Annotated in this window: 10 protein-coding genes; 4 read left to right on the top strand and 6 right to left on the bottom strand. The window is 36.6% G+C overall.

The annotated features are described in order from the left end of the window. Positions 1-17 precede the first annotated feature (17 nt). The 3 genes from H8B04_RS08645 to H8B04_RS08635 all read left to right on the top strand — a co-directional run bounded on the left by H8B04_RS08645 (position 18) and on the right by H8B04_RS08635 (position 5,990). Positions 18-1,850, top strand: a complete 1,833-nt coding sequence (locus tag H8B04_RS08645) for a glycoside hydrolase family 2 protein (RefSeq protein WP_165290884.1) — start codon at positions 18-20, stop codon at positions 1,848-1,850. Between the two features lie 26 nt (positions 1,851-1,876). Continuing rightward, entirely contained in the window at positions 1,877-4,360 is a 2,484-nt protein-coding gene (locus tag H8B04_RS08640; protein ID WP_190302088.1) for a glutaminase family protein, read from the top strand. Positions 4,361-4,481: 121 nt separating this feature from the next. Then, complete coding sequence (locus tag H8B04_RS08635; protein ID WP_190302087.1) at positions 4,482-5,990, top strand: bifunctional GNAT family N-acetyltransferase/carbon-nitrogen hydrolase family protein; 1,509 nt, start codon at positions 4,482-4,484, stop codon at positions 5,988-5,990. Positions 5,991-6,022: 32 nt separating this feature from the next. Here H8B04_RS08635 and asnA read toward each other — a convergent pair whose 3' ends face one another. From asnA to H8B04_RS08620, 3 genes are all read right to left on the bottom strand, one after another. Next, positions 6,023-7,027 (bottom strand): aspartate--ammonia ligase, encoded by a 1,005-nt coding sequence (asnA, locus tag H8B04_RS08630; RefSeq protein ID WP_165290881.1) that lies wholly within the window; start codon positions 7,025-7,027, stop codon positions 6,023-6,025. 154 nt (positions 7,028-7,181) lie between these two features. Next, positions 7,182-7,508: a HesB/IscA family protein gene (locus H8B04_RS08625; protein ID WP_165290880.1), complete on the bottom strand. Its 327-nt coding sequence runs from the start codon at positions 7,506-7,508 to the stop codon at positions 7,182-7,184. A gap of 84 nt (positions 7,509-7,592) precedes the next feature. Continuing rightward, positions 7,593-8,762 carry a cysteine desulfurase family protein gene (locus tag H8B04_RS08620; protein WP_165290879.1) on the bottom strand — a complete coding sequence of 390 codons (1,170 nt, stop codon included), beginning with the start codon at positions 8,760-8,762 and terminating at the stop codon, positions 7,593-7,595. Positions 8,763-8,837: 75 nt separating this feature from the next. On the opposite strand from H8B04_RS08620, the gene H8B04_RS08615 reads away from it, so the two are divergent. Then, the gene (locus H8B04_RS08615) at positions 8,838-9,674 is read left to right on the top strand and encodes a mechanosensitive ion channel family protein (RefSeq protein WP_190302086.1); all 837 of its coding nucleotides are present in this window, start codon (positions 8,838-8,840) and stop codon (positions 9,672-9,674) included. On the opposite strand, the gene H8B04_RS08610 is transcribed toward H8B04_RS08615, so the two are convergent. The 3 genes from H8B04_RS08610 to H8B04_RS08600 all read right to left on the bottom strand — a co-directional run bounded on the left by H8B04_RS08610 (position 9,671) and on the right by H8B04_RS08600 (position 12,103). After that, positions 9,671-9,817 (bottom strand): hypothetical protein, encoded by a 147-nt coding sequence (locus H8B04_RS08610; RefSeq protein WP_165290877.1) that lies wholly within the window; start codon positions 9,815-9,817, stop codon positions 9,671-9,673. The two genes, H8B04_RS08615 and H8B04_RS08610, sit on opposite strands and share 4 nt — an antisense overlap. Before the next feature lie 85 nt (positions 9,818-9,902). Then, positions 9,903-11,240 (bottom strand): glycerol-3-phosphate transporter, encoded by a 1,338-nt coding sequence (gene glpT, locus H8B04_RS08605; RefSeq protein WP_190302085.1) that lies wholly within the window; start codon positions 11,238-11,240, stop codon positions 9,903-9,905. A 20-nt stretch (positions 11,241-11,260) separates the two neighbouring features. Further along, a complete protein-coding gene (locus tag H8B04_RS08600; RefSeq protein WP_223815337.1) occupies positions 11,261-12,103 on the bottom strand; it encodes a glycerophosphodiester phosphodiesterase family protein in 843 nt (280 codons plus the stop codon). Between the last annotated feature and the right edge of the window lie 40 nt (positions 12,104-12,143).

The following is a 12,143-nucleotide window of genomic DNA, read 5'->3' as shown; positions in this document are numbered from 1 at the left end:
ATAATAACACAAATTTGATGAAAAGAAAGATTTTTGTAGCATGCCTAATGCTGGCGGGCCAGCTTACTTTTGCCCAAGAATGGAAACCAGCGGGTTCGAAAATTTCGACTCCTTGGGGTGAAAAAGTTAATCCACAACAACCTCATCCGGAATATCCTAGACCTATGTTGGTTCGTGAAAAGAACTGGCAAAACTTAAATGGTTTATGGAATTATGCTATTACAGCCGCTGACCGAAAAGAGTTTCCAGAAAAATGGGAAGGTAAAATATTAGTGCCTTTTGCTGTAGAATCTGCTTTATCAGGTGTAGGAAAAGAAGTCGGAAAGGATAAGGCTTTATGGTATCATAATACCATTACCTTGGATAAAAAGGTGAATAAGGATAATATTCTTTTGCATTTTGGAGCGGTAGATTGGCAATGTGATATCTATGTGAATGGAAGTTTAGTTGGACGACACGAGGGTGGTTTTGATTCATTTAGCATGGATATTACTTCTTTTGTAAAAAAAGGAGCCAAACAAGATATTGTGATTCGTGTTTGGGATCCTACAGATGACGGTCCTCAACCAAGAGGTAAGCAAATTAAAAATCCTCACGGAATTTGGTATACACCAGTGACGGGAATTTGGCAAACAGTATGGTTAGAGAGTGTGCCAAAAACATATATCGCGAGTACAAAACATACTCCACAATTGGATGAAGGAAAGCTAACTTTTGCTTCTAATATTGGAGGAGCTACCGCAGGAGATCAAGTCAAAGTAGTGGTATTAGATGGTAATAAAGTAGTAACAGAGCAAGTTGGTGACGTAAATTCTACTTTAGATATTAATGTGCCAAATCTAGAACAATGGTCTCCTTCCAACCCTAAATTGTACGATTTAGATGTACAGGTAATCCGTAAAGGTAAAGTGCTGGACCGCGCAAAAAGCTATTTTGCTATGCGCAAAATTTCCATGGAAAAAGATAAAAATGGTATTCAACGTATGTTGCTTAACAACAAGTTTGTATTCCAATATGGACCTCTTGATCAAGGCTGGTGGCCTGATGGATTGCATACTGCTCCCTCGGATGAAGCGCTTAAGTTTGATGTTATCAAAACAAAAGAAATGGGCTTCAATATGATTCGTAAACATATCAAAGTAGAGCCCGCACGTTGGTATCGTCATTGTGATAGTTTAGGAATTTTAGTTTGGCAAGATATGCCGAGCGGGGATTTAGGAGGAAATAGCTGGGATATGCAGCCGGGAAAAATTTCAGGAGATAGAAGAGACAAAAATCGTTCTCCAGAATCTGAAGCTTACTACCGTAAAGAATGGAAAACCATTATGGAGACATTGCATAATTATCCAAGTATTGTGGTATGGGTTCCTTTCAATGAAGCTTGGGGACAATTTAAGACTAAAGAAATTACAGAATGGACGATAGCGATGGATAATTCAAGATTAGTGAACAGTGCTAGTGGTGGTAATTTTATGAATACTGGACATATTTTGGATATTCACAACTATCCAGACGCAGCTATGCCTGATCCAGATTTGTTTGGAGCTACACAAATTTTGGCGTTGGGTGAGTTTGGTGGACTTGGTTTACCTGTAGATGGACATGTTTGGCAGCAAAAAGACAATTGGGGCTACCAAAGTTTCAAGAATAAAGAAGAATTATTTAACAGATATAGACAACTGATTGAAAAATTGGATAAACTTATTCCAATGGGACTTTCTGCAGCAGTTTATACGCAAACTACAGATGTAGAAGTGGAAACAAATGGTCTAATGACGTATGACCGCAAAGTAATTAAGATTCCTGAAACACAATTAATTGAGGTACATCGTAAGTTGTATGCTCACTAGAGCCAGGTTATTTTAAACACTACACTATGAATTTTTTGAGAAATAAAATCACTTTTTTGGTTGTTTTGGTTTGCTGTGCTATACATGTGTTAGCGCAGCAGTCAAACTCCAAAAATCAACTTAGAGCACCTGCATTTCCTTTAATTACTATTGATCCCAATACTAGTGCATGGTCTTATTCGGATAATTTGTATGATGATGCTGTTCGTCATTGGACAGACAAACCGTTTCCATTGTTGGGTGTAGTTAAAGTCGATGGTATTGTATATCGTTTTCTTGGAAAAGAGGAAATTGAGCTTGAGGCTATTGCGAAGATGGGTGAACACGAGATTTGGTCTGCGAAATATACGGTGAACGAACCTTCTAAAGATTGGACTCAAATCAACTTTACGGATTCGGATTGGAAAACTGGAGCTGCTCCATACGGTACGTTGGATAATGAACCTAATTCCAGAACGGATTGGCAGGAACCTAAGATTTGGGTACGCCGGGAAGTGATATTGAACGAAGATTTAGGTGGTAAAAATGTGTATCTGGAATTTACGCATGATGATGATGCTATAATGTATGTAAACGGGATCGAAGTCGCTAATACTGGACAGGCTACCGGCAAAAATCGGAGAGTAAAACTTTCTGAAGAAGTGGTTAAAACTTTGAAAAAAGGCAAGAATATCTTAGCAGGTTACTGTTATAATCGAGTGGCTAATGGATATTTTGATTTTGGAATGTATACGGAAAGAAAAAATACTATTTCCTTTACACAAACCGCCCTTCAAAAATCAGTAGATGTTCAGGCAACGCAAACGCATTATCAATTTGAATGTGGACCAGTTGATTTAAACATTTCCTTTATTGCGCCATTATTATTGACCGATCTGGAATTAGTTTCTAGGCCTGTGAATTATTTAGCTTACGAAGTGACCTCTCGGGATGGAAAAAAACATGATGTACAGCTTTATCTCGAAGCTTCTTCACATTGGGCATTAAATTCTCCTTTGCAAGAATCCACTAGTTCAACGTATAAATCTGGAAATTTACAGTATGTAAAAACAGGAAGTAAAAGTCAAGAAGTGTTGGCTAAAAAAGGTGATCATATTCGTATCGACTGGGGTTATTTTTACATGGCTGCTGATGCGAACAAATCGAAATCAGCTACAGGAAAGGGAACGACTTTGCGCGAACAATTTCTTAAAGGGCAAACGCTTCAATCAACAGCAAATGGAAATCAGCTTGTCTTAACCCAAAATTTTACTGTTTCTACTAAACACTCTGACAAAATTATGCTGGGATACGATGATATTTATTCCATTCAATATTTTGGTAAAAATCTTCGTCCATATTGGAATAGACAGGATAACAGCACGATTGAAAAACAATTTCAACTAGCAGACAAAGACTTTGCGAAATTGAAACAGGCATGTGATAAATTTGATGCCGAACTATGGAACACGGCTATACGTGTAGGAGGATATGAATATGCAGCCTTGATAGCCTTGTCGTACAGACAGTCTATCGCAGCGCACAAACTTGTACAGGCTCCGAATGGTGATCTGCTATGGTTATCTAAGGAAAATGACAGCAATGGTTCTATTGGAACTGTGGATGTTACTTATCCTTCTGCACCACTTTATTTGTATTACAATCCCGAATTGGCAAAAGGTCTTCTCAATCATATTTTTTATTACAGTGCGAGTAAAAAATGGACAAAGCCTTTCGCTGCACATGATATCGGGACATATCCAATTGGTAATGGGCAGACCTATGGGGGTGATATGCCAGTGGAAGAATCTGGTAATATGCTGATTCTGACTTATGCAATTGCTAGAATGGAGAAAAATGCTGATTATGCCAAAAAACATTGGGAAGTACTTACAACATGGACGGATTATTTGGTAGAACATGGTTTGGATCCCGATAATCAATTGTGTACAGATGATTTTGCCGGACATTTTGCACATAATGCGAATTTATCGGTCAAAGCTATCGTAGCGATTGGTTCCTATGGATATTTGGCGGAAATGTTAGGAAAAACGGATGTATCCAAAAAATATATTGCCATAGCAAAGGATATGGCAGCAAAATGGAAATCTATGGCTGCAGACGGCGATCATTACCGTCTCACATTTGATAAGGAAGGTACTTGGAGTCAAAAATACAACCTAGTGTGGGATAAGCTTTTGGATATGAATATCTTCGATAAATCTATCTTCAAAACAGAAATAGACTATTATCTCACCAAGCAAAATCAATATGGTTTACCGCTTGATAACAGAAGAACATATACAAAGACAGACTGGATTATGTGGACTGCAACTTTAGCAGATGATATGGTGACTTTCCAAAAATTTATAAATCCTGTTTATAAATTTATGTATGAAACTACAGATCGCGTACCTATGTCTGATTGGGTTTATACGGATAAACCTACACGAGCAGGTTTTAAAGCGAGATCAGTGGTGGGAGGTTATTTCATAAAGATGCTTGAGGAAAAAATAAACAATCAAAAATAGTATATCTGGTTATTCAAATCTGAACCTCATCAATTTCCACATTGATGGGGTTTTTCTTTATCAATGCGGTTACAATGGTATCAGATTTGCGTATATTTAATAGACTTAACGCTGAAATTTTATGGATATTAAAGTAAGATTGCTTTCGAAGAAAGATTATTCGGATTTGAAAAAATCTATGACCGAAGCATATCATGGGGTAGGAGATGTCTGGTCAAGGGAGAATATTGTGGATCTAATTGATGTATTCCCTGAAGGACAATTGTGTGTCGAAGTGAATGGACATGTAGTAGCCTGCGCACTTTCTATTATTCTCAATTCGAAAAAAAACAACATATACGATTCTTATTATGAAATCATCGATGACGGGAAATTCTCCAAGCACGATTACGAGGGAGACACCCTGTACGGAATAGAAGTATTTGTGCATCCTGAATTCAGGTCTTTGCGTTTGGGTCGACGTTTGTATGATTCCCGCAAGGAATTGTGCGAGCAGATGAATTTGAAAAGCATTATCGCTGGAGGACGTATTCCTAATTATTACAATTATGCTGAGGAGATGAGTCCTCGTGTTTATATTGAAAAGGTTAAGCGTAAAGAAATCTATGATCCTACCTTGACGTTTCAATTATCGAATGATTTCCATGTTAAAAAAATTTTAAAAAATTACCTGCCCGAGGATGCAGAATCCATGGAATTCGCGACGCTGTTGGAATGGAATAATATTTATTATGAACCTGATGCCCGATCCAATTCGGCAACAAAACAAGCTATTCGATTGGGATTAGTACAATGGCAAATGCGTTCGTTTAAAAATCTGCAGGAATTCTACGATCAAATCGAATTTTTCGTGGATACGGTTTCAGATTATGGTACTGACTTTATTATGTTTCCCGAATTTTTTAATACGCCATTGATGAGTCCATATAATGACTTACCCGAGCGTATGGCTATGGAAAAATTAGCAGAACATACCAAAGAAATCAAACAAAAGATCACGCAATTTGCGGTTTCCTACAATGTGAATATTATAGCTGGTTCTATGCCTTTGTACGAGCGAGGGAAATTATATAATGTAAGTTATCTGTGTCATCGTAATGGACACGTGGATCAATACCGTAAGGTACACATTACGCCTAATGAGTTTAAATACTACGGTATGGTGGGCGGAAGTGAAGTGAAAGTATTCGATACAGATTGCGGAAAAATTGGTTTATTAATTTGTTATGATGTGGAATTCCCTGAATTAGGGCGTATTCTGGCAGATCAAGGCATGCAGATTTTATTTGTTCCATTTATGACGGATACGCAGAATGGATATATTCGCGTACGTCATTGTGCGCAAGCAAGAGCTATTGAAAATGAATGTTATGTGGCTATTGCGGGCTCGGTAGGTAATTTGCCTCGCGTCAACAATATGGATATTCAATATTCGCAGTCAGCAGTTTTTACCCCTTCGGATTTCGCCTTTCCGAATAATGCTATTAAAGCGGAAGCTACACCAAACACAGAAATGGTACTAATCGCCGATGTGGATCTGTACGCTTTACGCGATCTACACGAATATGGTACGGTTAAGATTATGAAAGATAGAAGGAAAGATTTATACGAAGTAAATCTACTGAAATAAGAAAGAGCTGCATTTTTTGCAGCTCTTTGCTTTTATAATAAATTGATATTTTCTTCGGCTAGGATTTTCTTTTTGTGATCGTCCCATATACTTACTTGAACTTCTCCGATATGCGATAATTTGAGCATAAACATACATACACGAGATTGCCCAATACCACCACCAATGGATTCTGTCAATAGATCATTCAACAGCATTTGGTGAAAAGATAATTGTGCTCTATCTTCACAATTTCGGATTTCTAACTGTCTTTGTAAAGCTTCTTTACTGACGCGTATTCCCATGGATGACAATTCAAAGGCACTATTTAAGATAGGATTCCAAACTAAAATATCACCATTCAAACCTTGGTAGCCAGCCTCATTTTCTGTACTCCAGTCATCATAATCTGCGGCTCTTCCGTCATGCGCAAAACCATTGGACAATACACCACCAATACCATATAAGAATACAGCACCGTATTCTTTTGCAATAGCGTTTTCTCGTTCTTTAGGAGTAAAATAAGGGTATTTTTGTAATAATTCTTCCGAAGAGATAAATGTAATTTCGGCAGGAAGAATAGCCTTTAAGTGCGGAAATTTAGCTTCTATGTGTTTTTCAGTTTCTACTAAAGAAGAGTATATATCTTTTACTGTTTGTTGTAGAAAAGCTAAGTTTCTATTTTCTGGTAGGATAACTTTTTCCCAATCCCATTGATCCACATAAATAGAATGTATTGGCGAGTAATCTTCATCTGGACGCAAAGCGCGCATATCTGTGATGATTCCTTCGCCAGCTTCCAGTTCTAATTCTTTCAATCGTACGCGTTTCCATTTCGCTAGAGAATGTACAACGACAGCGCGTTGTTCATTCAACGATTTAATCGGAAACGAAACTGGTCTTTCAATACCGTTTAAGTCGTCATTAATTCCTGTTCCATCCAATACGATCAAAGGTGATGAAATTTGTATTAAGTTTAAAGCTTGTTTTAAATATGTTGAAAAAGTATCCTTAACAAACGTAATGGCTTGTTCTCTTTGTAATAATTCTCTGCCCATTAACTGATTAAATAATTGGTTATTATGTTATGATAAATGTAGGGAAAGCTACGAAATTTCATTAAAATAACAACCTATAAATGTGATTTTTAATAATATTATAAAAAGAAAGAGCTGCATTTGCAGCTCTTTAATATTTTAAGTAGAAAACTGCTTAAACGGAGAAGCTTTCGCCACACGCACAAGTTCTTGATGCATTTGGATTGTGAAATTCAAAACCTTTACCGTTCAAACCGTCAGAATAATCTAGTTCTGTGCCTGCAAGATATAAGTAGGATTTTATGTCCAAACAAATTTTTACGCCGTTATCTTCAAAAAACTGATCGCCTTTTTTCTCTTCGTTATCAAACTTAAGATCGTAAGAAAGTCCTGAACAACCACCACTAACCACAGCAACACGTACAAAATAGTTTTCATCGTACTTTTCGTCGGACATGATTTGTTGTATTCTCTCTTTCGCTTTTTCTGTTACAGTCACCATAATTATTAATCTTTTAAGATTAGAACAAAGTTCGTAAATAAATTGCAACCCACAACTACAAACCGTATGAATTTTGTCATTTTATTAGAGTACACCGGACTTGTACAATTGCCAAATAGGAGAGTCCTTTCTGATTTTTTGTACTGCAGATTTAATGTCTTCAATAGCAACATCTAGTTCTTCTTTGGTTATAAATTTAGACAAGCTAAATCGCAAACTGCATAATGCATCCTCGGCCGCTATTCCCATCGCTGTCAGCACATGTGAAGGATCTCGATCACCTGATACGCATGCTGAACCCGATGATACGGCTATATTGATCAGTTTGGGCATCAATTCAGCACTTTTCACATGTTTGAAAAGAATGTTTGTCGTATTGCACAAACGGTCAGCATGAGATGCGTGTACAGCTGTATCTTCGATCTCTTGCAGAATTCGGTTTTCAAAATAATTCCTTAGTTCAGCTGTTTGTTCTTGATATTTTAAGGATATAAGTTCAAAAGCTTTGCCCATTCCAACAATTGATGGTGTATTATAAGTTCCGCCTCGCAGACTATTTTCTTGTTTTCCGCCTGTAATCAGAGGTTCAATTTGAATTGGTCTGGTCTTCCTTTTAATGTAAAGTCCTCCAATTCCTTTTGGACCATGTAATTTATGTGCACTGAAGCAGCAAATATCAATTCCTGACTTGGCATAGTCGAAAGCATATTTGCCAATAGCTTGTGTTGTGTCACTAAATAACAACACATCTTTGGAAGAGATAATCTCAGCTATTTTAGCTAGAGGATGAATGACGCCCGTTTCATTGTTTGCTTGCATAAGACATACTAAAATCGTTTCGGGACGAATGCTATTTTCTAAATCCGACAGATTGATATTACCTTGATTATCCAAAGGTAAGTAGGTAATTTCAGCTCCTTTTTTTGTTAAGATTTCTAAAGTTGTCAGAACAGCTTTATGTTCTGACTTAGTCGTGATAATATGCTTGCCAATTGATTGATAACGCTCAAATATGCCACGTAATACCATATTAATAGATTCCGTAGCGCCACTGGTAAAATAAATTTCTTTTGATGAAGCGCCGAAATAGTTAGCAATACTACTTCTTGATTTTTCTATAGCTTGATGTGCAGTTCTGCCCAATTTGTGCTGTAGACTGGAAGCATTACCATATTCTTCCTTCAAAAAAGGTAGCATAGCATCCAATACGGCATCATCTATACGTGTGGTGGCATTGTTATCTAGATAGATCATTGTATAAAGTTATTCAAAAACTAAGGATTACCATTCGAAAATTGTATATTTTGTGGAATTGAAAAATAAAATTATATGGAAAACTTTGAAGGAAGAATTGAAAAACTTATTGATTTGTTGGTACTAAAGGTCCCAGAGTTAGTGGCAGGTGTAGTAATTCTCATTGTAGGGCGATATGTAATTAAATTAATTTTAAAAATTTTAAATTCAAGATTTGAGAAGAGGAATCTGGATATATCCATAAGAGGATTTATTTTAAGTTTATTGAAATTTGTATGCTACACGCTATTGATTCTAACTGTAGCAAGCACTGTTGGCATTCAAACTACCTCTTTTATTGCTGCTTTATCCGCTTTTGGATTGGCAGTTGGTATGGCATTACAAGGTAGCTTATCCAATTTTGCTGGTGGAGTCTTAATCCTTTTATTTCGTCCTTTTGAGGTAGGGGACTATATCGATAGTCAAAATGGATCAAGTGGAACAGTAGAAAAAATTGATTTATTGTATACAACGCTTAAAGATGCGAATGGTATCCGAATATTTAGTCCTAATGGTACTTTGGCAAATTCTGTAATTAAAAACTTTACAAAAATTACTTCTCGAAGATTTGATTTTATCGTGGGTATCGGGTATGAGGATAATATTAAAACTGCGAAGGAAATAATTTTAAATATTCTAACCAAAGAGGAATATATTTTGAAAAGTCCGGCTCCTATGGTTTTTGTAGATTCATTAGGAGATAGTTCTGTCAATTTAACTGTAAGAGGTTGGATTGATCGTGACCAATATTGGGATACGTTCAATAGTCTTCAGGAAAAAATAAAATTAGCTTTTGATGATAAAGGTATCACTATACCTTATCCGCAAACAGAAATGTTAATAAAGAATGCGCCTAAAGATTTACAGAATTAATCCAACGAATTAGTCAGCACATAATAGCGAAAAGCCACAATAGCTTGTTGAAATTTTGATAATTTCGAGGGGTCAAGCTTGCTGTATTTAGGCAATATAGCTTTATTAATGTTATTTAATATCTTGAAAAATTTCTTTTTCATACTTTTCGCTTTTAGTCTTACTAAAATAAACAAAAAAGTCTTGTGATTCGTTCACAAGACTTTTTTATGTGGAGTATTTTAAAGCTTATCTGTTAAGAATTTCTTTTTCTCTGTTCCATGTGAAAGCAGTAAAGATAATTGCCAATACCGATGAGGCTAGAATCATTTCGAATGAAGCATCCCAACCGCTTTTATCCACCAATCCGCCTAATGCCGCATTCGCCAACATATCACCGATGAAATAGCCAAATAAACCTGTTAGACCTGCTGCGGTACCCGCTGCTTTCTTCGGAACTAAATCCAATGCTTGTACGCCAATCAACATTACTGGTCCATAGATTAAAAAGCCGATTGTCCATAATGCAATGTTAATTACCCAAGGATTATCACCCGGTGTCAACCAGTACAACAATACCGCTAAGAAAGTAACTGCCATAAATATAATGGTCACGGGTGCGCGTCTTCCTTTGAATAGTTTATCACTCATAATCCCACAAAGGATAGTACCAGGGATAGCTGCTAATTCATAAACTGATGCAGACCAAGCTGCTTCAGCAGAAGAGAATCCTTTGGCTTCTTGCAGGAATGTGGGTGCCCAGTTGATAATACCATTTCGGACTAAATACACAAAAGCATTCGCGATAGCAATAAACCACAACAGCCTATTGTTGAATACATATTTGAAGAAGATTTCTTTTGCTGTGAATTCTTGCTCTTGCGATTCCTCATAAGTTTTTGGGTAATCGTTTTTGTATTTTTCGATAGGAGGTAAACCACAAGATTGAGGTGTATCACGCACAAAAAGAATCACAATAAGGGCAAATAGCATAGCCACTAAACCTGGAAAATACAATCTAGCTTGCCAGTCTACAAATAATTCCACACCCAAAATGGCTAATGGACCTACTAAAAATCCACCTACATTGTGTGCTAAGTTCCAAATAGACATCGTAGTACCGCGTTCTTTGATGGAGAACCAGTGTACGACCACACGACCACATGGAGGCCATCCCATTCCTTGTACCCAACCGTTTATAAAAAGCAAGATAAACATGATGGCAACGGAAGAAGTAGCAAAAGGGGAAAAGCCCATAAAAATCATCGTCAACGACGATAATACTAAACCAATCGCTAAGAAATATCTGGCATTACTACGGTCTGAAACATTCCCCATTACGAATTTACTTAAACCGTAGGCAATAGAAATTGCGGACATCGCAAAACCTAATTCTGCTTTACTATAGCCTAATGTATCTTGTAAATCTTTAACAGCGAACGAGAAATTCTTACGTACAAAGTAGTAAGCGGCATATCCAAGGAATATCCCGATAAAGACTTGTATACGTAATTTTTTGTATTCTGGATCTATTCTATCTGCTGGTAATAGTTCCTTGTGTTTTGGTGGTTTTAAAAAATTCAGCATGTATTTTCTAAGGTTTGATTTTAAAATAGGTTAGGATAGTCACTAATAATACCATCCACGTTCAACGCTTTCAACGCTTCAATTTCTTCTTTGGTGTTAACTGTCCAAGGAATAATTTTGATGCCTAATTGATGTGCCTGCTCCACGAAATCTTTGGTTACAATTTTATAATTAGGACTAATGATAAAAGGTTTAAAACCCAAATCTTCTATCAATTGCACTGGAGTTTTTGTGTTTTTTGCATCGATTAAATAAGATGTACGAATTGTAGGGTATTTTTTGTTGATGTATTGGATCGTGCGTTTGTCAAAAGATTGGATTACCGTTCTTTTGTCAATGCCTTTGTTGAAAACAACTTTCAATAATAAATCTGAAAATTCCTTTGGCTCAGGATGTGCTACGTTGTCTTTTTTGTCACTGCTTTTGGTTTCGATATTATAAAACATCTTTTTGCCTTTAGCTGCAGCATATTTTTCAGATTCTTCGACCAAATCCTCTAGAAGTGAAATTTTTGTTGACACCTTTTTTTGCTGTGGGAAATCAACATTTCCTTTTAATCCCAAATCAAACTGTTGCAACTGGTCATAAGTATAATCGTAGATTAAACCTTTGTTGTCCTTTCCTTCTAATTCTTTACCGCTGTTATAAGTAACGAATTTTGGATTTAGAAAATCATCGTGATAAACAACTACTTTCTTGTCTTTGGTGATATGACAGTCCATTTCCAATGTAGTGACTGTTGGCAAATCCATTGCTACTTTCATAGCGCCAATAGAATTTTCAGGATACAATCCACGCGCACCTCTATGACCTTCGTAAGCGAAAGTAGGGAAGTTGGGTTCTACGTTTTTTGACAAGTGCATTTGCTTACAAGATATGAATGCGGTACTTGAAATAAGAATA

Origin of the sequence: Sphingobacterium litopenaei (assembly GCF_014692495.1) — a bacterium.
GTDB lineage: Bacteria > Bacteroidota > Bacteroidia > Sphingobacteriales > Sphingobacteriaceae > Sphingobacterium > Sphingobacterium litopenaei.
The sequence above is the reverse complement of the archived record's forward strand: the minus strand, read 5'-3'. Positions and strand labels throughout refer to the sequence as shown.

Excerpts from the sequence above, each read along its gene's own strand:
- H8B04_RS08600 (WP_223815337.1), bottom strand. The coding sequence starts at position 12,103 with ATGCACTTGTCAAAAAACGTAGAACCCAACTTCCCTACTTTCGCTTAC.
- glpT (WP_190302085.1), bottom strand. The coding sequence starts at position 11,240 with ATGCTGAATTTTTTAAAACCACCAAAACACAAGGAACTATTACCAGCA.
- H8B04_RS08640 (WP_190302088.1), top strand. The coding sequence starts at position 1,877 with ATGAATTTTTTGAGAAATAAAATCACTTTTTTGGTTGTTTTGGTTTGC.
- H8B04_RS08610 (WP_165290877.1), bottom strand. The coding sequence starts at position 9,817 with ATGAAAAAGAAATTTTTCAAGATATTAAATAACATTAATAAAGCTATA.
- H8B04_RS08645 (WP_165290884.1), top strand. The coding sequence starts at position 18 with ATGAAAAGAAAGATTTTTGTAGCATGCCTAATGCTGGCGGGCCAGCTT.
- H8B04_RS08620 (WP_165290879.1), bottom strand. The coding sequence starts at position 8,762 with ATGATCTATCTAGATAACAATGCCACCACACGTATAGATGATGCCGTA.
- H8B04_RS08625 (WP_165290880.1), bottom strand. The coding sequence starts at position 7,508 with ATGGTGACTGTAACAGAAAAAGCGAAAGAGAGAATACAACAAATCATG.
- H8B04_RS08635 (WP_190302087.1), top strand. The coding sequence starts at position 4,482 with ATGGATATTAAAGTAAGATTGCTTTCGAAGAAAGATTATTCGGATTTG.
- asnA (WP_165290881.1), bottom strand. The coding sequence starts at position 7,027 with ATGGGCAGAGAATTATTACAAAGAGAACAAGCCATTACGTTTGTTAAG.
- H8B04_RS08615 (WP_190302086.1), top strand. The coding sequence starts at position 8,838 with ATGGAAAACTTTGAAGGAAGAATTGAAAAACTTATTGATTTGTTGGTA.